We start from the raw sequence: 20,694 nt of genomic DNA, 5'->3' as shown, positions 1-20,694 counted from the left end.
TCCCCCTTCTCCCGCAAGGGGAGAAGGGAGGCTGCGGCCTTGGCGTCGCGTCTGTCCTCACCCCAGCGTCGCCAGGCCCGGAAAGGTCTGGATCAGCCAGAACGACATGTTTTGTATCCCGCCGGTCAGGAACGCCACGCCGGTCACCACCAGCAGCGCGCCGACCACGCGCTCGACCTTGCCGAAATGCGCCTTGAAGCGGCGCAGAAAGCGGATGAACGGCTCCATCGCCAGCGCCGCCACGATGAAGGGGATGCCCAGGCCCAGCGAATAGACGCCGAGCAAAAACGCGCCCTTGCCGACCGTCGCTTCCGACGAGGCCACCGCCAGAATGGCGGCGAGGATCGGACCGATGCACGGCGTCCAGCCAAAGGCGAAGGCGAGGCCCATCACATAGGCGCCCCACAGGCCCACCGGCTTTTCGACTTCGAGGCGTTTTTCCCGGTAGAGCAGGGTCAGTCGGAACACGCCGAGAAAATGCAGGCCCATGCCGATGATGACCACGCCCGCGGCCGCCGAGAGCAGCGGCAGGTTTTCGCGCACCGTCTGGCCGACGGCCGAGGCCGTGGCGCCCAAAGCGACGAAAACGGTGGAAAAACCCGCGACGAACAGCAAAGCCGCAAAAGTCGTGTCGCGCGCGGCGCGGCGCTCGCCGCCCTCCGCCAGTTCCTCCAGCCCCGAACCGGCGATGAAGGTCAGATAGGGAGGCACCAGCGGCAGCACGCAGGGCGAGAGAAAGGACAGCAGTCCCGCCAGCAGCGCCGCCGAAATGGTCACATTGTCGGTCATGTCAAAACTCTTTCGTCTTGCCGCACTCATAAGCCATCGCGCAGGATAGCGAAACAACTCTCGAACGGGTGTGTCCATGCGCAATCTCATCACCGACGTGCGCGGCCTCATGGTCGGCAATTCCCAGGACGTCGAGATCGCCACCGGCGTGACGGCCCTATTGTTCGACGCGCCGGCGACCGCCTCCGTCTCGGTCTCGGGCGGCGCGCCGGGCTTGCGCGACGCGCATCTGCTGGAAGCCGACATGACCGTGGAGCGGGTGGACGCTTTGGTCCTCTCCGGCGGCTCGGTGTTCGGGCTCGACGCCATGGGCGGGGTTATTTCCGTGCTGCGCCAGCGGGGCCGGGGGGTGGAGGTTGTGGGACAGCTCGCGCCCATCGCGCCCGGCGCCATCCTGTTCGACCTCGCCAATGGCGGCGACAAGAATTTTTGGCGCGAGCCCGTCTATTGGCGGCTCGGCGCGGAGGCCGCGCGCGCCGCTTCCGGCGATTTCGCGCTGGGGTCGCATGGCGCCGGCTTTGGCGCGACGGTCGCCGATTTGAAGGGCGGACTCGGCTCGGCCTCCGCCGTCACGTCGGACGGTTTTGTTGTCGGCGCCCTGGTCGCGGTCAATGCGGTGGGGCAGGCGACGATTGGCGATGGACCGCATTTTTGGGCGGCGCCCTATGAGCGCGACGGCGAATTTGCCGGGCGCGGCTGGCCGGACAAATTCGACCCGTCCGCGCTGGCGATCCGCATGAAGGGCGCCGAGCCGCGCAACACCAACCTCGCCATTGTCGCCACCGACGCCGAACTCACCAAGGCGCAGGCCAAGCGCGTGGCGATCATGGCGCAGGACGGCCTCGCGCGCGCCTTGCGGCCGGTCCATGCGGCGATGGACGGCGACACGGTGTTCGCCGGCGCCACTGGTCTGTCCGGGCGCGAGGCGGGGCCGGTGGAACTGACCCGGATCGGCGCGGCGGCGGCGGATTGTCTGGCGCGGGCCGTGGCGCGCGGGGTTTTTGAGGCGAAGGCGCTCAAATTTCCGGGCGCGCTGCCGAGCTGGCGCGATAAATTTGGCGGTTGAACACGAGGTGACAATGCGCGTTCTGATCGTCGACGACCATCCCGTCGTCGTCTCCGGCTGCAAGGCCCTGCTGTCCGCCGAGCCGGTCGAGGTGTTCGACGCCGCCGACGCCGAGGCCGGGTTCGCCGTCTTTTGCGCCGAAAGCCCCGATGTCTGTGTGATCGACATCAACCTGCCGGGTCTCTCGGGCTTCGATCTCACCCAGCGCATTCTCAGGCAGGATCCCGAGGCGAAAGTGGTCATCTTCAGCATGAACGACGATCCCGCCTTCGCCGCGCGCGCCATCCAGGCGGGGGCGCGCGGCTATATCGCCAAGAACGACGACCCCATGCTGTTCCTGCCCGCCTTGAAACAGGTTTTTGCGGGCGGAACCTGGCTGCCCGCCGATCTGGCGCAGAAAATGGCGTTCGCCCGCCCGTCGCCGTTGCAAAGCCTTTCGACCCGGGAAATCGAAATCCTGCGCCTGCTGGCGGCGGGCGAGGACATGGGCGGCATCGCCGACAAGCTCGGCGTCTCCTACAAGACCATTGCAAACAATTGCACGGCGCTGAAGGGCAAGCTCGGCGCGCGCAGCTCGATGGACCTTATGCGTGCGGCCATCGACGTTTTGCGGGTGGATTGACGCTGCTTGATGTTGCGCTGCAGCGGGGCTAGATTCGCGCATTGCACGATGGAGGCGTTCATGAAAATCCGTAGCCTGATCCTGGCGTCCGCCCTGGCGTTCGCCACGTCCGCCTATGCCGCGAAAATCCCCGAAGCGCTCGACCCGGACAAGGACGGCACGATCGATCTCGCCGAGGCCAAGGCCGCCGCCGGCGCCCTGTTCGACAAGCTCGACAAGGACCACGAGGGCACGCTCGACATCAAGGAATTGCAGGGCCGCCTGAGCAAGGTCGATTTCGCTGGCGCCGATCCGGACAAGGACAAGACCCTGACGCGCGACGAATATCTGGCCGTCGTCGAGCAGAGGTTCAAAGCCGCGAACACCGACGACGATGGCACGCTCGACGCCAAGGAGCTGAACAGCAAGCAAGGCAAGGCGCTGAAAAAGCTGCTGAAGTGAAAAAAGGCTCGGTCTTCGGCGCAGGATCCGAAGACCGAGCAGCGCACTTGGAGGCTCTGCAAGTGAAACTTCCCCGCTCGCAGGGGCGATGCGGCGGACGCCGACCCTTGGAAGTCAAGGGGAATGGGATATCAGCGCCCGCCGCAGGAAGTTTGTAGCACGCGCGAACATGCGCCGAAATTGCAAAGACTCCCGAGTTTTTCGGCTCTTGCTCCCGGAAATCCGGGGAAGATTTCCTGACGAAAGCGCGCCGGAGGCGGCGCAGGCCGATCGGCTGGAAACTTGCCGACCGGCGTGCTAATCGCTGACGCCACAAACAGGGGTTTAGGGCGATGGCCGACATTTTCAGCGAAGTCGACGAAGACGTTCGCAACGAGAAGCTGAACAAGAGCTGGGCGAAATATTCCATCGTCGTCTATGGCGCGGCGGCGGCCATCGTGCTCGGCACGGCCGCCTACACTTATCTGCAGCACCAGAAGACCGTCGCCGCCGAGGCCGCCGGCGCCAAATTCATGGCGGCCCAGGAGCTGGCCCGCGCGCAAAAACCCGCCGAGGCCGAGGCCGCGTTCGAGGCGCTGGCCAAGGACTCCGCGCCCGGCGTGCGCGCCCTCGCCTTGCTGCGCGCCGCGCAGGAGCAAAGCCTCATCGACCGTCCCGGCGCGGTCAAGGTGTTCGAAACCATCGCCACCGACGCCAAAGTTCCGCCGCTGCTGCAGGACGCGGCGCGGCTGCGCGCCGGCCTGCTGCGCGCCGACGACGCCGACAAGGCCGAACTGGAAAACCGCCTGGGCCCGCTGCTCAACGGCCCGTTCCGCTATTCCGCGCGCGAAATTCTGGCGCTGGCGGCGCTCAAGCGCGGCGCGTTCGAGGAGGCCGGCCGGCTGCTCGACCAGCTCATCGTCGATCCCCAGACGCCGGCCTCCATGCGCCAGCGCGCGGAAGCCCTGGCTTCGCTGGCGCGCGGCGGCGGCAAGGCGGCGCCTGAAAAGAAGTGACAAAGCTTCGTTTTGATAGCCATGGTTCGAGACGGCGCTTGCGGCGCCTCCTCACCATGAGGGGTTTCTCTCTATCCAATGAGCCCTCATCCTGAGGAGCCTGCGCAGCAGGCGTCTCGAAGGAGAGGGCGGTCCCGGATCGCTCGTATCGTAATGACCTTCACCGTCGCCATCATCGGCCGGCCCAATGTCGGCAAATCGACCCTGTTCAACCGTCTCGTCGGCAAGAAGCTGGCGCTGGTCGACGACCAGCCCGGGGTGACCCGCGACCGTCGCGCCGGAGACGCCAAGCTCGGCGACCTGAATTTCACGGTCATCGACACGGCGGGGCTGGAGGAGAGCGATCAGGCCTCGCTGTCGGGCCGCATGCGCGCCCAGACCGAAGCCGCCATCGACGACGCCGACGCGGTGTTCTTCGTCATGGACGCCCGCGCCGGGGTGACGCCGGAAGACCGCCATTTCGCCGCCCTCGTCCGCCGCGCGGGAAAGCCGGTGATCCTGATCGCCAACAAGGCCGAGGGGCGCGTCGGCGAGGCCGGGGCCTACGAGGGGTTCGACCTGGGGTTGGGCGATCCCGTCGCGCTGTCCGCCGAGCATGGCGATGGCTTTGCCGAGCTTTTTTCGTGCCTGCTGACGGCGCTGCCCGAAGCCACGCAGCTTTCCGACGACGATGACGAGGTGCGCGAAAGGCTGGTGCTCGCCGACGACGAGGAGGGCAGCGAACTCGACCCGACAAAACCGCTGCGCATCGCCGTGGTGGGGCGGCCCAATGCCGGCAAATCGACGCTCATCAACCGGCTGCTCGGCGAGGAGCGACTGCTCACCGGGCCCGAGGCCGGCATCACCCGCGATTCCATCAGCGTCGATTACCTCTGGCAGGGAAAAAACGCCGAGCGGCGGCTGAAGATTTTTGACACGGCCGGGCTGCGCAAGCGCGCCAAGGTCGAGGAGAAGCTTGAAAAACTCGCCGCCGCCGACGCGTTGCGGGCCATCCGCTTCGCCGAAGTGGTGGTCGTCCTGCTCGACGCCACCATTCCCTTCGAAAAGCAGGATTTGACCATTGTCGATCTGGTGGCGCGCGAGGGGCGGGCGCTGGTGATCGGTCTGAACAAATGGGACCTGATCGAAGACAAGGCGCATATCGTCACCCTGCGCGAGGAGGCCGCGCGTCTGCTGCCTCAGGTGCGCGGCGCGCCGGTCATGCCGGTCTCCGGCGCCAATGGCGGCGGTCTCGACGCGCTGATGGGCGCGATCCTCTCCGCGCATGAGGTGTGGAACAAGCGCCTGTCGACGGGGCGGCTCAACCGCTGGCTGGAAGGGGTGATCGACCAGAACCCGCCGCCGGCCGTGGCGGGGCGGCGCATCAAAATCCGCTACATCACCCAGCCCAAGGCGCGGCCGCCGCATTTCGTCATTTTCGGCAACCAGCTCGACGAGCTGCCGGACTCATATCGCCGCTTCCTGATGAACGGGCTGCGGCAGACGTTTGCGCTGCCGGGAACGCCCATCCGCCTGACGCTGAAACAGGGCGAGAACCCTTACGCCCGCAAGAAACGGTAGTTCAGCGCAGGGTTTTGAAGCGGCAGACTTTTGTCCGCGAACCGTCGCCGTTGCGTCGCCAGACGCAGCCGGCGGGGCGCGGCTGCTTGTTGTACCGATGGTATTCGCCGCGGCGGTGACGGTTAAAAGTCTGGTGGGAGACGTCGTGGCCGCCGATGAAGACGTTTCGGCCGAAATGGACTTCCGCATGCGCCATTTGCGTCGCCAAGAGGGCGAGCGCGGCTGGGGCGAAGGCGAGGGCGGCTGACAGGCGGGAAAAGGGTTTGCGTCGCAACGGGTGCGGCCTCGGGAATCGAAGCCCAAGCGGCCGCGCCGTTTCCTGAAACGGCGCGGCGGCCGGCGAGCGCGGCGTTACTTGCGAATCAGCAGGTGGTTGTCGGGCTTCCAGTCCAGAAGCTTGACGTCGGGCTTTTTGTTGCTGATCACCGGAAGGTTGAAGGCCCGCGACAGCGGCGTGGGATCGTTCATCAGTTCGACCTTGGGCTTCATTTTCGACAGCACCGGCAAGGCAAAAGCGTCGGAAAATGCCGTCGGGGCGTTGATCAGCTCGGTCCGGGTCTCGTGGCGGAAGAGTTCGGGAAGGTCGAGGAAGCGCGAGAGGCCGACGGAGCCGCGCCCCTTCGCGCCGTTGGACTCGGTGGCCTCGGAGCCGGAGACCGGCTTGTGGGCGTCGAGAATCTTGGCGGCGGGGACGGCGGTTCCAAATTCGGCGCGGAAGGTCACGACCGTCTTGCCCTTCACGGACTTGCTGTCCATGGCGATGCGGTCGGCGTCGTACTTGGCCTTGAGAGCGGTCACTGCGGCGCGGGCGCTGCTCTCGGAGGCGTAAACTCGTGTGATCAGTGTCGTCATGAGGAATATTCCTTGCTTCCGGACTTGTGCTCGGACGCAAGACTTCACCGCACCGCCCGGACCGCGGTGACCGTACGGCCGATGTGCCAACATTCGCTTAAACTGCGCGCTACGGGCATTGTGGTTTTTACGGACTTGACGCCGGAAGATGAAGCCTTTCGCGACGGTTACGGCGAATCGCGCGACGCGGGATTGGTCAAGAAACACAGGCGAGAGGGAGCGCACAGGGGGGCTGTGGACGCGACGGGCCCTGCGACCCGCAGGCGGCGGCGGGGGGCGCCTGTCGTGGGCGTTTGCGCCAATTCGTTGCACGTGCGTTGAAAAAATGCAGGGCTGGCGGCCCATCGCTTGCCTTCACCTTGACAAGCGGCCTCCACGCCTGCCTTGTGGCGTTTCTGCCTTCTCTCCTTGCGGGAGAGGGTGGCGCGTCAGCGCCGGATCAGGGGTTTGTCTCACCCCTCATCCGTCTCGCGGCCATAGCCTGTCGAAAGACGGGCGCGAGCCACCTTCTCCCGCAAGGGGAGAAGGGACGTTTCTCCTCCCTGGTCGAGCCATCCATTGACAGACGCCTTCCGCTTCACCCTGCGCGCCCGCGACGGCGGCGCCCGCCTTGGCGAAATTTTGACGCCGCGCGGCGTGATCAGAACCCCCGCCTTCATGCCGGTGGGCACGGCGGCGACGGTCAAGGCCATGTATCCCGGCCAGGTGCGCGACCTCGGGGCCGATGTGGTGCTTGGCAACGTCTATCACCTGATGCTGCGCCCCGGCGCGGAGCGCGTCGCCGAACTCGGCGGGTTGCACCGGTTCATGAACTGGCCGCACAATATTTTGACGGATTCCGGCGGCTTCCAGGTGATGTCGCTGTCGAAGCTGCGAAAACTCGACGAAACCGGGGTCACCTTCCAGTCGCATATCGACGGTTCGCGCCACCAGTTGACGCCCGAGCGCTCGATGGAGATTCAGCGGCTGCTCGGCTCCGACATCCAGATGCAATTCGACGAATGCGTCAGACTGCCCTGTTCGCACGAGGAGGCCGAGCGCGCCATGCGGCTCAGCCTGCGCTGGGCGGAGCGCTCGCGAAAAGCGTTTGGCGCGCAACCCGGGCGCGGCTGTTTCGGCATCGTTCAGGGCGGGGCCGAGCGCGACCTGCGCATCGAAAGCGCCAAGGCCCTGGCGGAGATGGATTTCCAGGGGCTGGCGGTCGGCGGCCTCGCCGTCGGCGAACCGCAGGAGGTGATGCTCGCCATGATCGAGACGGTCATGGCGCATCTGCCCGAGCACAAGCCGCATTATTTGATGGGCGTGGGGACGCCCGACGACCTGCTCGAATCCGTGGCGCGCGGCATCGACATGTTCGATTGCGTCATGCCGACCCGCGCCGGCCGCCACGGCCTCGCCTATACGCGCTGGGGCAAGATCAATCTGAAAAACGCGCGCCACGCCGACGACCCGCGTCCGCTCGATCCGACCAGCTCATGTCCGGCGGCGCGCGATTTTTCGCGCGCTTATTTGCACCATCTCGTGCGCTGCCAGGAAATTTTGGGGATGATGCTGCTGACCTGGGTCAACCTGGCCTATTACCAGGACCTCATGGCCGGCGCGCGCGAGGCGATCGCGGCGGGTCGCTACGCCGACTATCGGGCGGAGGTGAGGGCGAACTGGGATCGCGCCGGGGACCCCGGCTGATCCGCGCCGCCTTGGCAAGGTCCAGGCAACCGCCAGATGTCAAAATGACGGACGTTCGAAAATGATAGAGCGGAAAAGCTTGCCGCTTTTCCGCTCTGCCTCGCCTTGTCCTGCCAAGGCCGAAATATGCCGAAACTGGTCTCTCCCCGAGATGAATTCTGACGCATATTCCGGTTGCCTGACGTCCTCCCACGACTTGGACTCGAGCACCACGCCGATTTTTCGGCTGCGGGCCGTCATCTCGACGGTGAGCGCACGTTAGTTGAAGAAAATTGGCTTGTCCATCTGCCGCAACGGTATTTCTGACAAAAAAATCGATTTGTATCAGTGACAGCAAAGACCATGCTCCCGCACGGCTTGATTCGCGCCGCGCTGCCGCTTCGTCCCTTGGCCCCAAACCTTGCGTGGCGCGTCCCTTTCGCTTAATTCGAGCGCAACCAGCGAAAACCTCGCGCCGGCCGGCCTGCTGCCGCGTTTCCGGCGCCGCCAAGGGATCATCATGACCGACCTGCACGAAGACATTCTCCGGCGCCACGACAAGGCGCTCATTGTCGATTTCGGTTCGCAGGTGACGCAATTGATTGCACGGCGGGTGCGCGAGGCCGGGGTTTACTGTGAAATCGCGCCGTTCCAGTCGGCGGAAAAGGTTTTCGACGCCATCAAGCCCGGCGCCGTCATTCTCTCGGGCGGCCCGGCTTCGGTGACCGAGGCGGGCTCGCCGCGCGCGCCGAAAAAAATTCTGGAGTCGGGTCTGCCGATTCTCGCCATTTGCTATGGCCAGCAGACCATCGCCGCGCAGATGGGTGGGGCGGTGGAAGGCGGTCATCACGCCGAATTCGGCCGCGCCGAAGTCGAGGTGATCGAGGACAGCGCGCTGTTCGACGGTCTGTGGCAAAAGGGCGAGCGCCATCAGGTGTGGATGAGCCATGGCGACCGCGTGACCAAATTGCCGGACGGTTTCACCGTCAAGGCGCGCAGCGAAAACGCCCCCTTCGCCATCGCCTCCGATGAGTCTCGAAAAATTTTTACCACCCAGTTCCATCCGGAGGTCGCCCACACCCCCGACGGGGCGAAATTGCTGGCGAATTTCGTGCACAAGGTTGCGGGCCTGAAGTCCGACTGGACCATGGCGGCGTTTCGCGGCGAGGCGGTCAAGGCGATCCGGGAGCAGGTGGGGCAGGGCCGGGTGCTGTGCGGGCTCTCCGGCGGCGTGGATTCCTCTGTTGCCGCCGTGTTGATTCACGAGGCCATCGGCGAGCGGGTGACCTGCGTGTTCGTCGACCACGGTCTGTTGCGCATGGGCGAGGCGGAAGAGGTGGTGCGCTTGTTCCGCGACCATTACAACATTCCGCTGGTCCATGTTCAGGCCCAGGACCTTTTTATCGGCGCGCTGGAAGGCGAGGCCGATCCCGAGACCAAACGGAAAACCATCGGCCGGCTGTTCATCGAGACCTTTGAGGCCGAAGCGAAAAAGATCGCGGCGGACGGCAAGGGCGCGCCGGAATTCTTGGCGCAGGGCACGCTTTATCCCGACGTGATCGAGAGCGTCAGCTTTACCGGCGGCCCTTCGGTGACCATCAAGAGCCACCACAATGTCGGCGGTCTGCCCGCGCGCATGAACATGAAGCTGGTCGAGCCGCTTCGCGAACTTTTTAAGGACGAAGTGCGCGCCTTGGGCCGCGAGCTTGGGTTGCCTGAGGCGTTTGTCGGGCGGCACCCGTTCCCCGGTCCCGGCCTCGCCATCCGCTGCCCCGGCGGCGTGACCCGCGAAAAGCTCGACATTTTGCGCAAGGCGGATGCGATCTATCTCGACGAAATCCGCAAGGCCGGGCTGTATGACGTGATCTGGCAGGCGTTTGCGGTGCTGCTGCCGGTGCGCACCGTGGGCGTGATGGGCGACGGCCGCACCTATGATCACGTTTGCGCCCTGCGCGCCGTGACCTCCGTGGATGGCATGACGGCGGATTTTTATCCCTATGACATGGCGTTTCTGGGCCGCGCCGCGACCCGGATCATCAATGAGGTCAAGGGGGTCAACCGGGTGGTGTATGATGTGACGTCCAAACCGCCGGGGACGATTGAGTGGGAGTGAATTTCGCTCGCTGGCGTCAGGCGGCGATAAGTGCAAAATTGCGTTTTTGCGGGCTCCCGCTCGTCCGATTCACTTCGTCTCAAAGAGCAAACATATGCGCTTGCTGATCGCCCTGATCCTGCCCTGGCTGACATTCTTCACCATTGGCAGGCCTTTTGCCGGCCTCCTCTGCCTGATCCTGCAACTCACCTTGATCGGTTGGGTGCCGGCGGCGATATGGGCTGTTTACGCCTTGAGCCAGTATAACACCGACAAGAAAATCGAAGAGGCGCTCGGGCAGAAGTGAGTGACGCGCCGATGCGGCGCGCTCGTTGTCACCTGGATGCGACCGACCACGTCCGTGCGCCGTGACCCGGATCATCAACGAGGTCAAGCGGGGCAACCGGGGGGGTATGACGTGACCCAAAACCGCCGGGGGTGCGTGGGAGTAGGGGGCGCTCATTCCGCGGTGTTGACGCCCACGGCCTTGAAGAAAGTGTAGCAGAACACGCCATCCCGTTCTGTCGTGCGATGGAGGTCGGCGACGCCCTGGTCGAAATCCGCAGCCGACGCCAGACCCGTCGCGATCGCCCGCGCGCGCACGCCCTCGATCATCGCCGCGAAGGTGTTGCGCGTAAATCCATCGGCAAGACGCGGCTTCGAACCATCGACATAGACCATGCGCGGCGTGACCTCCGGCGCGGAAAACCCGGCCTGCGTGAGCAGCGGATAGAGCCTGCGCCCGATCCGGGCGTCGCCGCCCGCTTGGCGCTGCAATGCGATCTGGCATTGGATCGCGCGGCGGGCATGGGCGCTGTCCGGCCAAAAATGAGCCGACCCGTGATCGCCCTCGATCACGGTCAGCGTCCCGCCCGGACGCAGGACTTTTTTGAGCGCGCGCAAGGCTTTGACGGGATCGCCGCCATGTTCCAGGACAAAGCACAGAAAGACGTGGTCAAAGGACGCTTCGGCGAACGGAAGGTCGAAAATGTCCGCGACCTGGAAATTGACGGCGCACCCCATCTCTTCCGCGCGTTGCTGGGCCTTTTCGAGCGAGTCCCGCGAAACGTCGATGCAGGTCAGGCGCACGCCGGGACTGTTCCGCAGCAGGGCCTCGGTTTGCGCGCCGACGCCGCATCCCGCCTCCAGCACCTCGGCGCCGGGCGGATAATGGGTGCCGAAATGCAGCAGATCGGCCAGCGTCGCCGCCTGATCCAGCAGGCGGCGCATTTCCGCCGCGTCGTAGCCGTGGACATATGGTCGTGTCATGGGGCCTCCTTCCGCAAGCAGGATGGCCCGACCGGCGCGCGCGCGTCTTGAACGAAATTGCAGGTCCGTCAGCGGGCGCCGCGCGCCGCCTGAAACCGGGCCGGCGTCATGCAGAAATGCCGGAAGAAGACGCGCGTGAGATGGCTCTGGTCGGCGAAGCCGGCCTGCGCCGCGACGCAAGCCGGCGACAGGCCCGACAGCAGCAGGCTGCGCGCCAGCAGCGCCCGCCGCTGCATGAGATAGACGTGCGGTGTCGCGCCCATGTGGCGCGCGAAGCCGCGCAGCAGTTGGTAGCGGCTGACGCCGGCGAGCGCGGCCAGTTCGGCCAGCGAGGCCTTGGCGGTGGGATCGTCGTCGATTTTCCGCGCCGCACGGGCGACGGCGGGCGGCGGATCGCGGCGCCTCGGCGCGCTTGCGCTCCAACTCCGCGCGAGATGTCCGAACAGACCCACCATTCGCTCGTCGATCGCCAGCGCTTCCGCCTCCGGCGCGACAAGCGCGTCGAACAGCTCGGAAAACAGGCGCTTCGCGATCGCATCGGCGAAAGACGGGCGGGCGAATTCAAACGGACCCGTCCCCTGGTCCTCCGCAAGGAAACCAAGGACTTCCGGGCGCAGATAGATCATGCGCCATCCGCGCGCGCCGCGCCCGACAGGCGCGCCATCGTGCATCTCGCCGGGATTGACCGAAATCAGGTCGTCGGGAAGGGCTTCGACAAAGCCGCGTCCGCTCCAGGAGCGCTGGCCGCCGAAGGTGACCAGACCCAGGCCGAATTCATCGTGCGAATGCCTTGGAAAACAGTGATTTGTGGCGAGGGACATCGCTTCGACGCCCTCATGGCGGGCGTCGTGGCGAACAATGCGATGCGAAACGTCCGTCATGAGATCCACACCGCCCCAGATAGATGCGCCGCCCCGCGCGAGAAGCGACCGCGTCAGAGTTCTGGCGCGCCCGCCGGCCAAACATAGCCCGGCTCGGGCGCCAAAAACCGTTCCGGCGCAATCCCTCGCACCGCCAGGGCGGCGGCCAAATCCTCGCGCGGGGCTTCGCGGGCTTCGTCGGTGAGTTGGATCACCCCCCAGTGGATCGCCAGGGCCTGCTTCGCCGAAAGATCTTCGAAAATCATCACGGCTTCCTCGGGATTGATGTGCTGGTCGGCCATGAACCAGCGCGGGTCATAGGCGCCAATCGGCAGCAGCGCCACGTCCGGCGCGCCCACGCGTTCGCGGATCGTGCGAAATACGGTTCCGTCGCCATAGCCGGTGTCGCCGGCGAAATAAATTTTCTCTTCGCCCGCGTGGACGACAAAACCGCCCCACAGCGCCATGCGCCGGTCGTGCAGGCCGCGCGACGACCAGTGCTGCGCGGGAACCACGGTCACCGTCACATCGGCGCCGACGTCGCAGCTTTCCCACCAGTCGCGGGTTTGCACGCGCTTCGCGCCCACACGACGCAAAACCTTGTCGTTGCCGAGCGGGGTGACGAACAGGGGCGAGTCGCGTTTCGCCAGCCGCCGCAGCGTCGCCCTGTCGCAATGGTCATAATGGTTGTGGCTGAGCAGTACGGCGTCGATTTTCGGCAGGGCCTCAAAATCCACGGCCGGCGGACAGACCCGCTTCGGGCCGAAAAAGGGAAGGGGGCTCGCGCGCTTCGACCAGAACGGGTCGGTGAGCAGGTTGAGGTTGCGGGTCTGGATCAGGACGGTGGCGTGGCCGACCAGGGTGATGCGTGTGGCCTCGCGGCGCGGGGCCGGCGCGACCGGCGCGACGGCGACCGACTCGGGCCAGGGCTGCGGACGGGCGTTGCGGCGCCAGCGCTTGACCTCCTCGACCGCCTTGTCCGGCGTCGCCGGGGCCAGATTGAAGAATCGGCCGTCGAAGTGGTCGCTGGGTGGACCGGAATAATAGCGGTTTTTCAGCATGTCCGGGATGTAGCATCGCGCCCCCGCGCCTTCAATGATCTGGCGCCCAGCTTGAGGCCCGCGCGGCGCGGGCTGTCGGCGTGACCAAATGTCCGACAATTCGCGTTGCGTGAACGCCAATCGGAGGGCGAAATGGCGGAACCCAAGGTGACAATCGGCCGGGCGTGGCCCGGCCCCAGCCATCCGTGGAAAATTCTCCTCATTTTCGCCTGTCGGGCGATATAGTGCGGTCATCCCGTCTGGGAGAATCAGCCGGGCAAAGTGAGGGCGCACATATGAGAAAAGTTACGCTGGCCGCGCTTGCGGCGCTCGGTTTGTCTCTCAGTCTGATCCCGACCGCGAGTTTCGCGCAGAATTGCTCGGGATTGCGTTATGCGTGCGAGCACAAGGACGAGCTTGGGCTTGAGGGCGCGGGAACCTGCCGCCGCTATCGGGAGCAGTGCGGCCATCGCGGTGGCCAGGACAGGTGCGCGAAGCTGCGTTACGCCTGCGAGCACAAGGACGAGCTTGGGCTCGAAGGCGCGGGAACCTGCCGCCGCTACCGCGAAGCCTGCGGGGGAGGCTATTACTGAACCGCGCCTTGCCGCCGCGCGTCTCCTTCGTTGGCGCGCGGCTGCTTGAGCGGCGGCGCCGCCGGCGGGGTGGCGAGCGTCAGGGTCGCGGGCACGGGCCGGACGCCCGCAGACCCCGGGGAAAGCTCGCGCGCCGGCGTGAGGTCGGCGATCGGCGATAGCGCCGGCAGCGACGCTGGTTTTTCCCGGGCGGCGGGGGCGGCGATCCGCGCCGTGTGCGCAAACCAAATCGCGGACGCCCCCGCGAGCGCGGCCGCCGGCAGCACGGCGAGCGCCCGCCATCTCAGCCATTCACGGCGCGCGAAGGCGGGAAACTGCGACCGCAGCCAGTGTCTGGCGTGAATGTGGTAAGCGAACCAGCTCTCGTGAGGAACAGGGGGCATGCCGCGACGCTCCAAAATCCCCAGATGGGGAAGCGGACGGCGCGCGCCAAGCGAGGCTGTGCCTGTTTTCATCGGGGCGCGGCCGACCCGGAGCCCGGAGTCGGCGCGCTTTAACAAAGACTCAATCGGCGCGGCGGCCGTTGGGCAGGGTCACTTCGGCGCGATGCTGCCGTGTGTGGTCGATCACCGAAAGGCTGTCGCCCTCGCGGCGAATTTCGACGGTGGCGGCTTCCTCGCCCGGAGCGCCCGGCGCCGACAGCGTGGTGGACTGGCCGTCCTTCAGCGAGGAGACGACGCGGAACGCATGGCCCTCGGTGTCGAGGGTGGTGACGACCTCGAACACATCGCCCTTGGGGGTGTAGTAGATGAGGCCGTGCACGTCCTTCAGCTCGATGGACTTGCCGGCATAGGCCTTGAGCTCGACGGCGGATGCGGCGCCGGAGATCAGGGCGGCCGCGGCGAAAACGCCGGTCGCGAATTTAAGAGTGTGGCGCATGGATGAGGCTCCGTTCAGGGTCTGGCGCCCTCCCGGCTCGCGATACGTCAACAGTCTTCTGGTTATCGTTCGATACGCGCGCTGATAGACATCATGATCGATCGAAATGTGCACTGCAACAAGAAATTGTGCGGCGCAATGTCACGGCGGGGGCGCGGGATAGGGTTTCCGCGCGATTTCGTTTTCGCGGGACGCGCAAGCGCTCTTCGCGGAAACCGTATGAGTCGGGGACAGGAACGAATTGCGCCCGCTGGGCGTCGATCACGCCGCGACAACGCGCTCGCGCAATTCGATCCAGTCCCCTCACGCGACTGGCATGGAAGATGCCTTGTCGCGGACGCAATGGGAGGACAACCATGCCCCAACCGGGCGATATCGAAAATCCACCGCCTGGCGCGGAAGCAGCGGCGTTCGGCGGTTTCGCCTTCGCCTCCGGTCCCGCGCCGGAGGGCGCGGGCCTGTTCGTTCTCACCCGCCGCATCGGCGACACCTTGCATCCGCTGCTGTTCGGCGAGAGCGAAACCGTCTCTGCCGCGCTGGACGGTTTGCGCGCGGACCCGGCATTGGCGCGCGGGCTCGCGGACGGGGTGTTCTTCATGGTTCGCGCCAATGCGCGGCAGCGCGCGCACATTCTGCGCGACCTCGTCAAGAAATATAACCCGCCGCTGAATGTCGCCGACCGCACGGCGCGCGCGGCGCCGGAGATCGCCGCGCTGGTCCCCGACCGCGCCGAGGCCGATTTGCCCGGAACCGTCGCTGAGCCTGTCGAGGTCAGCGAGGCCGATCTCGACCGCCTCGTGCGCGTGTTCTATGGCCGGGCGCTGGAGGACGATGTGATCGGTCCGGTGTTTCGCGGCCATGTCAGCGACTGGGAGCATCATTTCGAGATCGTGCAGAATTTCTGGTCGCGCGCGTTTTTGCGCACGCAACGCTACACGGGAGGGCCGTTCGCGCCGCATCTCGGGCTAAAACTGCGTCCGGAGCATTTTGCGCGCTGGGTCGCCCTGTTCCGGGAGACGGCGGAAGCGGAACTGAAGCCGGCGGCGGCGCGGGACGCCATCGCGCGCGTCGAGCACATGAGCGCGGCGTTCCAGGCGGGGTTGTTCCCGTTCGACGCGGGGAGGCCCCAGGCATGACGGAGAATGGCGCCCAAGATTTCTTCAACGCCGTGCGCGAAAACTTTGGCGCGATCATCGCGGCGGGGCGGGGCGATCCGCGCCTGATCGACGTTCTGGCGACGCAGGCGATCGAGCTGTTCGAACGCAATGCGGAGATCCAGAGCGAGGGGCAGCCGGCGCCGGCCTGCTGTCGCGGCTGCGCCACCTGCTGCGCCTTGCAGGTCTCCGCGACCGCCCCCGAGATTTTTGTCGCCGCGCGATTCATCCGGCTGACCGCGCCGGCCTTCGCCGCGCATGGCGTGGATTTCGCGCCCGAGGTCGCCGCCTTCGTCGCGCGGGTCAAGGGCATGGACCAGCAGGCGCGCTTCGCGTCGCAGCTCGCCTGCCCCTTCATCATCAATGGCGCCTGCGCGATCTACGCGGCGCGCACGCTGGCCTGCCGGGGCCATGTCGGCTTCGACCGCGCCGCCTGCGAGGCGGCGGCCCGGGGCGAGGACGTGGACACCCCCATCTCCAGCGCGCACAAGACGGTGCGGGCGCTGGTGCAGGGGGCTTTGCAGGCGGCCTTGCGCGACAGCGGCCTCGACTGGGGCGCGAGCGAGTTTTTGGCGGGCCTCGACCGGGCGCTTCAAAATCCCGACGCCGAGGCCCGCTGGCTCAGCGGCGAAGAGGTTTTTGCCGACTTGCGCCTCGACGGCGGCGAGTCTGTCGCCGATTTGGCGGGCGGCGCGTCATCCGGCTGACCGTGGCGTCGTTACCATTGATTAACGGCAAAGGTGAAACGCGGCGCGAAAATCGCAATCTTAGGTTGTATTTTAGGCGTCTGGCCGCAAGATTCCCCCGAGCCCGCCCAATGTGTCGGCGGGGATGAGGAGGCAGCAGCCGTGAAGATTTCAGCCCGCAACTCCATCGCCGGGAAGGTTGTCGCCATCCGGACCAGCGCCAACACGTCCCACGTGGACATTTCCATCGTCGGCACCATTCTGACCGCCGAAGTCCCCAACGAGACCGTGGAAGAACTGGATCTGAAGATCGGCGACAAGGTTTATGCCGTGGTCAAGCCGAACGACATCATGCTCGCCACGGATTGACGCCACAGCGCGGGTCGCCGGCGCGGCGACCCGCCCTATCATTTGCAGCCGTTGGCCCTTCACGCCGCCGGCGAAAAAATCTCGTCGGGATCGCGCGCCGCCGCCATGCGGGAATATTCGGCTTTCACCAGGTCCTCGCCATAATGACGCTCCAGCCGCCGCACGGTGAAATGGCCCTTCGCCAGCGACTGGAAGTGATCGATGAAGGCCAGGTTCACGGCGGCGCCGCCGAGCGCGCCGAGCACGGGCGTCGCTTGCGCCAGAAATTTCTGGCTGACCACGACGCCAAACCGCGAGGCGATCTGCGTCGTGAACCGCACCAGCACCGGCGCCGTCTCGTCGATCAGGCTCCGGCTGGCGACATAGCGCGCGGCTTCGCTGATGCTGCGCGCCATCAGCCCGCGCAGGGCGAAATAGGTGGAATCCGCATAGTCCACGCCCGGAACGGCGCCGCGCCCGTCGAGCGCGAACACTTGCAGGCAGGCCAGCGCCGTGTCGGCATTCTTGATGTCCTCGCCCTCGGCGCGGGCGATGTCGGCGATGGAGCGCAGCATCAGCCCCGTGCTCACCGGCAATTCCACGGGCAGGCTGGCGAGGCCGAGCGCGCCGCCGGCGGCGCCGGAGGCGGCGACCATGGCTCTGTGCAGGCGCATGCTGTCGTGGCGCAGCGGCTTGCCGTTCAGGCTCGCCAGCGCCGCATTCAGGGCGAAACGGATCGCGGCGCCCGTGGCCTTGTTGACCGCCTCCGCCGCGCGGGCGGGAACCATCTGCGAGGCGAAGCTGACCTTCTTGCCGACGACCGCAGCGACCCGCATCACCAAAGTGGTGCGCTCCAACCGCCGCACAGCATCCATCAACGCGGCGTGGTCGGCCGGGGACAATTCTGATTTGCTCATGCGGGCGGCCTCCGGCGTTGTCGTCGCGCCTTGCTTTCTCAGCCAAAGATGGTCCCGGCGCGGGCGGAATCAAGGTTTGAGCGCGGCCATGGCGCTCCGAGGCCGCAAATTAACTGTTTTCGTCCCCGCCAAGTAAAGAAACAGTCTTGCCGCGCGTTAACCCGAAATGGTCACTTTGCGGAAACCATGGCTGTCGCGCCTGGAAATGAAGGGGAAAGGCGCGATTGGTCGCCTTTTAACCATTCAGATCAGGGTTTGTTAGACTTAATCCCGTTCCAGCAAAAAATGAACGGCTTTGCATAAAATGCGAGGATTTCAAATAAATCGGCTCCAATAGCGCAACGTCATACTGCCTCCATCAAAGGGGCATGACATGCGTATCGCAGCTTTCACCACGATCGGACTGGTTCTGGCCCTCGCCGCCGCGCCCTTGACCGGCGCCGGCGCCAAGGCCAGCGTGCCGAGCGGTGTGGAGGTCGCCTATGCCTCGGTCGGCTCCGACACCTCCATTCCCTTCGGCTGGATCGATTTTTGCCAGCGCTACGCCAGCGAATGCGAAGCCGGCAAGGTCGCCGACGTCAACCTGACCGAAGCCTCGATGCGCGAAATCCGCCAGGTCAACGCGTTTGTGAACCATGCGGTCGAAGCCGTTTCGGACATGGAGCATTGGGGCGTGGTGGATCGCTGGGACCTGCCGGTGGACGGCAAGGGCGATTGCGAGGATTACGCCCTGATGAAGCGCAAGATCCTGATCGAGCGCGGCTATCCCCGCGCGGCGCTGCTCGTCACCGTGGTGCGCGACTCCCAGAACGAGGGCCACGCCATCCTCACCGTCAAGACCAATGCAGGCGAGTTCATCCTCGACAATCTCACCGACGAGGTGAAGCCGGTGAGCCGCATCTCCTATCGCTTCGTCAAGCGCCAGAGCCAACAGGATCCGAATGTGTGGGTCGCGCTCGGCCCGGTCGCCGCACAGAAATTCGCGGCGCGCTGATCGGCGTGAACTGGACAGGAACCCCGCGCGTTTTCGCGGGGTTTTTTGCGTGACGTTTCCGCCGCTGTCGCTCGCCTGAACTTCGCCGCGCGCGTTGCCTTGCTGCTTGAAGCGATTAAGACTTGAGCCCGATTCTGAACTCCAGAGCGTGTTTCCATGTCGACTGCGGATTATTTCACCATCATCTCGTCCATCCTGGCGTCGGTTGGCGCAATCGCCACATTCGTTCTGGCGAGGACGATGGTCGCCGCCGAAAAATCCCGGGAAGACAAGACGATCCGCGACGATCCCGCTGTCGCGCTCGCGGGCAAATCCGACGCCGCAGCCGAAATCAGGGACATATTGGCGCATGTATCAAGGAGCAAAATCAAATATGACGACAAGACGACGCTGTTAAGCCTTGCGGCGCTGGTCCTGTTGACGGCTGTCACCGTGGGATTGTTGTATTTGAGCTTGGGGTTTAGTGTCCTTTTTTTCATGACATCGTCGTTGTTCCTGGCGTCTTCCGCCTATTTCGCCTTTGTTTCCATTGCTGGACTGAGGGCCGGGCATTTCTGGGCAATCAGAAAAGGAGAGGTGATGCGCTTGACGTATATCGTCAATAATTATCTGCACACCATCAAGGAAGCTGCGGATATGAGAGCGTCGCTCATGAAATCTATTCATGACAAGGAGGCGATCATCCTGTTCGACACCATCGTGTTCGAGGAGTTCAGCAAGAGAAATCGCGAAGGATAGCGGCGGGCGCGCCAATGCTCTTGCGTCGGCGCATCGGATTGCCGTTTCCATTTTCCTTTCTGGCTCGAACTGTTATGACGCCGCATCATGCGCGTGGACCTGTTCGATTTCGACCTTCCGGAAGACCGGATCGCCCTGCGGCCGGCCGAGCCGCGTGAATCCGCGCGCCTGCTCGTGGTGGGGGAGGGGTTTCGCGATGCCCGTGTCGCGGACTTGCCGTCGCTGCTGCGGCCCGGCGACGTGCTGGTGGTCAACGACGCCAAGGTGATTCCGGCCCAGCTGTTCGGGACGCGCCGGCGCGGCGATTTTTTGGCGCGGATCGAGGCGACGCTGCACAAAAAAGTCGACGCTGGCCATTGGCGCGCTTTTGTTCGCCCGGCCAAAAAGCTGAAAATCGGCGAAAGGGTGGATTTTGCCGAGGGGGTTTGGGCCGAGGTTTTGGAAAAGAACGAGGGCGAGGTCTTGCTCGGCTTCAATGTTTCGGGGCCCGCGCTCGACAACGCGATCATGGCCATCGGCCACATGCCGTTGCCGCCTTACATCGCCGCGCGGCGGGCGGAGGACGCGCAGGACGCGCGCGATTATCAAACGGTTTTTGCGGAAAAACTCGGCGCGGTCGCGGCGCCCACCGCCGGCCTGCATTTTACGCCGGAATTGCTGGAAGCCGCGAAGGCTGTGGGGGCGAGTGTTGAACGGGTGACGCTGCTGGTCGGCGCCGGCACGTTTTTGCCGGTCAAGGCGGACGACACCGAAAACCACGTCATGCATGCGGAATGGGGCGAGATCGACGCCGACACGGCGGCGCGGCTCAATGCGGCGCGGGCGGCGGGCGGGCGGATCGTCGCGGTCGGCACGACCAGCTTGCGCATTCTGGAGAGCGCGGCTGACGAGATGGGGGTGCAGCCGTTTTCGGGGGACACCTCGATTTTCATCACGCCGGGCTACCGTTTTTTGGCGGTGGACGCGCTGATGACGAATTTTCATCTGCCGCGCTCGACCCTGTTCATGCTGGTCTGCGCGTTCGCCGGGCTCGAAACCATGAAGCAGGCGTATGCCCACGCCATCGCCGGGGGCTATCGCTTCTATTCCTATGGCGACGCCTGTTTTTTGAACGCGCGCTGAGGATAAGGTGAG

Annotated in this window: 24 protein-coding genes; 15 read left to right on the top strand and 9 right to left on the bottom strand. The window is 65.3% G+C overall.

The genetic code is table 11. The features are described from left to right. Positions 1-57: 57 nt before the first annotated feature. A complete protein-coding gene (locus tag GJ654_RS05930) occupies positions 58-789 on the bottom strand; it encodes a cytochrome c biogenesis CcdA family protein (protein ID WP_155445202.1) in 732 nt (243 codons plus the stop codon). A gap of 76 nt (positions 790-865) precedes the next feature. Between GJ654_RS05930 and GJ654_RS05925 the strand changes: the two genes are divergently transcribed. The 5 genes from GJ654_RS05925 (at position 866) to der (ending at position 5,473) form a co-directional block, all read left to right on the top strand. Beyond that, positions 866-1,855 (top strand): P1 family peptidase, encoded by a 990-nt coding sequence (locus GJ654_RS05925; protein WP_155445200.1) that lies wholly within the window; start codon positions 866-868, stop codon positions 1,853-1,855. 13 nt (positions 1,856-1,868) lie between these two features. Beyond that, the gene (locus GJ654_RS05920; RefSeq protein ID WP_155445199.1) at positions 1,869-2,477 is read left to right on the top strand and encodes a response regulator transcription factor; all 609 of its coding nucleotides are present in this window, start codon (positions 1,869-1,871) and stop codon (positions 2,475-2,477) included. Positions 2,478-2,537: 60 nt separating this feature from the next. Then, on the top strand, positions 2,538-2,918 hold the full coding sequence (locus GJ654_RS05915) for a hypothetical protein (protein ID WP_155445196.1): 381 nt from the start codon (positions 2,538-2,540) through the stop codon (positions 2,916-2,918). 332 nt (positions 2,919-3,250) lie between these two features. Continuing rightward, positions 3,251-3,913 carry a hypothetical protein gene (locus tag GJ654_RS05910; protein ID WP_155445195.1) on the top strand — a complete coding sequence of 221 codons (663 nt, stop codon included), beginning with the start codon at positions 3,251-3,253 and terminating at the stop codon, positions 3,911-3,913. 153 nt (positions 3,914-4,066) lie between these two features. Further along, a complete protein-coding gene (der, locus tag GJ654_RS05905; RefSeq protein WP_155445193.1) occupies positions 4,067-5,473 on the top strand; it encodes a ribosome biogenesis GTPase Der in 1,407 nt (468 codons plus the stop codon). Position 5,474: 1 nt separating this feature from the next. Here der and GJ654_RS05900 read toward each other — a convergent pair whose 3' ends face one another. Beyond that, entirely contained in the window at positions 5,475-5,747 is a 273-nt protein-coding gene (locus tag GJ654_RS05900) for a hypothetical protein (protein WP_246664617.1), read from the bottom strand. A gap of 77 nt (positions 5,748-5,824) precedes the next feature. Further along, on the bottom strand, positions 5,825-6,325 hold the full coding sequence (locus tag GJ654_RS05895) for a hypothetical protein (RefSeq protein ID WP_155445191.1): 501 nt from the start codon (positions 6,323-6,325) through the stop codon (positions 5,825-5,827). A 558-nt stretch (positions 6,326-6,883) separates the two neighbouring features. Between GJ654_RS05895 and tgt the strand changes: the two genes are divergently transcribed. The 3 genes from tgt to GJ654_RS05880 all read left to right on the top strand — a co-directional run bounded on the left by tgt (position 6,884) and on the right by GJ654_RS05880 (position 10,389). After that, positions 6,884-8,011, top strand: coding sequence for a tRNA guanosine(34) transglycosylase Tgt (gene tgt, locus GJ654_RS05890; RefSeq protein ID WP_155445189.1), 1,128 nt, complete (start codon positions 6,884-6,886; stop codon positions 8,009-8,011). Between the two features lie 499 nt (positions 8,012-8,510). Continuing rightward, positions 8,511-10,103: a glutamine-hydrolyzing GMP synthase gene (gene guaA / locus GJ654_RS05885; protein WP_155445188.1), complete on the top strand. Its 1,593-nt coding sequence runs from the start codon at positions 8,511-8,513 to the stop codon at positions 10,101-10,103. A 94-nt stretch (positions 10,104-10,197) separates the two neighbouring features. Then, complete coding sequence (locus GJ654_RS05880; protein WP_155445186.1) at positions 10,198-10,389, top strand: YqaE/Pmp3 family membrane protein; 192 nt, start codon at positions 10,198-10,200, stop codon at positions 10,387-10,389. Between the two features lie 152 nt (positions 10,390-10,541). Here GJ654_RS05880 and GJ654_RS05875 read toward each other — a convergent pair whose 3' ends face one another. From GJ654_RS05875 to GJ654_RS05865, 3 genes are all read right to left on the bottom strand, one after another. Then, the gene (locus GJ654_RS05875; protein WP_155445184.1) at positions 10,542-11,351 is read right to left on the bottom strand and encodes a class I SAM-dependent methyltransferase; all 810 of its coding nucleotides are present in this window, start codon (positions 11,349-11,351) and stop codon (positions 10,542-10,544) included. 68 nt (positions 11,352-11,419) lie between these two features. After that, positions 11,420-12,232: an AraC family transcriptional regulator gene (locus GJ654_RS05870; RefSeq protein ID WP_155445182.1), complete on the bottom strand. Its 813-nt coding sequence runs from the start codon at positions 12,230-12,232 to the stop codon at positions 11,420-11,422. Between the two features lie 53 nt (positions 12,233-12,285). Beyond that, positions 12,286-13,272, bottom strand: coding sequence for an MBL fold metallo-hydrolase (locus tag GJ654_RS05865; RefSeq protein ID WP_246664616.1), 987 nt, complete (start codon positions 13,270-13,272; stop codon positions 12,286-12,288). Between the two features lie 275 nt (positions 13,273-13,547). On the opposite strand from GJ654_RS05865, the gene GJ654_RS05860 reads away from it, so the two are divergent. Further along, positions 13,548-13,844, top strand: coding sequence for a hypothetical protein (locus tag GJ654_RS05860; RefSeq protein WP_155445180.1), 297 nt, complete (start codon positions 13,548-13,550; stop codon positions 13,842-13,844). Here GJ654_RS05860 and GJ654_RS05855 read toward each other — a convergent pair. After that, positions 13,838-14,227, bottom strand: coding sequence for a hypothetical protein (locus GJ654_RS05855; protein ID WP_155445179.1), 390 nt, complete (start codon positions 14,225-14,227; stop codon positions 13,838-13,840). The two genes, GJ654_RS05860 and GJ654_RS05855, sit on opposite strands and share 7 nt — an antisense overlap. A gap of 121 nt (positions 14,228-14,348) precedes the next feature. Beyond that, positions 14,349-14,723: a hypothetical protein gene (locus GJ654_RS05850; protein WP_155445178.1), complete on the bottom strand. Its 375-nt coding sequence runs from the start codon at positions 14,721-14,723 to the stop codon at positions 14,349-14,351. 356 nt (positions 14,724-15,079) lie between these two features. Here GJ654_RS05850 and GJ654_RS20975 point away from each other — a divergent pair, with 356 nt between their 5' ends. The 3 genes from GJ654_RS20975 (at position 15,080) to GJ654_RS05835 (ending at position 16,932) form a co-directional block, all read left to right on the top strand. Continuing rightward, positions 15,080-15,859: a group III truncated hemoglobin gene (locus tag GJ654_RS20975; protein ID WP_210350808.1), complete on the top strand. Its 780-nt coding sequence runs from the start codon at positions 15,080-15,082 to the stop codon at positions 15,857-15,859. Beyond that, entirely contained in the window at positions 15,856-16,584 is a 729-nt protein-coding gene (locus GJ654_RS05840; protein ID WP_155445177.1) for a YkgJ family cysteine cluster protein, read from the top strand. Before GJ654_RS20975 ends, GJ654_RS05840 begins: the two co-directional genes overlap by 4 nt. A 141-nt stretch (positions 16,585-16,725) precedes the next feature. Next, on the top strand, positions 16,726-16,932 hold the full coding sequence (locus tag GJ654_RS05835; protein WP_184428028.1) for a TOBE domain-containing protein: 207 nt from the start codon (positions 16,726-16,728) through the stop codon (positions 16,930-16,932). A gap of 59 nt (positions 16,933-16,991) precedes the next feature. Here GJ654_RS05835 and GJ654_RS05830 read toward each other — a convergent pair whose 3' ends face one another. Further along, positions 16,992-17,828: an EcsC family protein gene (locus GJ654_RS05830; protein WP_155445176.1), complete on the bottom strand. Its 837-nt coding sequence runs from the start codon at positions 17,826-17,828 to the stop codon at positions 16,992-16,994. A gap of 373 nt (positions 17,829-18,201) precedes the next feature. Between GJ654_RS05830 and GJ654_RS05825 the strand changes: the two genes are divergently transcribed. The 3 genes from GJ654_RS05825 to queA all read left to right on the top strand — a co-directional run bounded on the left by GJ654_RS05825 (position 18,202) and on the right by queA (position 20,682). Continuing rightward, complete coding sequence (locus GJ654_RS05825) at positions 18,202-18,822, top strand: transglutaminase-like cysteine peptidase (protein WP_155445175.1); 621 nt, start codon at positions 18,202-18,204, stop codon at positions 18,820-18,822. Between the two features lie 156 nt (positions 18,823-18,978). After that, positions 18,979-19,560: a hypothetical protein gene (locus GJ654_RS05820; protein ID WP_155445174.1), complete on the top strand. Its 582-nt coding sequence runs from the start codon at positions 18,979-18,981 to the stop codon at positions 19,558-19,560. An 87-nt stretch (positions 19,561-19,647) separates the two neighbouring features. Next, on the top strand, positions 19,648-20,682 hold the full coding sequence (queA, locus tag GJ654_RS05815; RefSeq protein WP_155445173.1) for a tRNA preQ1(34) S-adenosylmethionine ribosyltransferase-isomerase QueA: 1,035 nt from the start codon (positions 19,648-19,650) through the stop codon (positions 20,680-20,682). The last annotated feature ends 12 nt before the right edge of the window (positions 20,683-20,694 follow it).

Source organism: Rhodoblastus acidophilus, assembly GCF_009720655.1.
GTDB classification, from domain to species: Bacteria; Pseudomonadota; Alphaproteobacteria; order Rhizobiales; family Beijerinckiaceae; genus Rhodoblastus; species Rhodoblastus acidophilus_A.
This window is presented reverse-complemented; position numbering and strand designations above follow the sequence as displayed.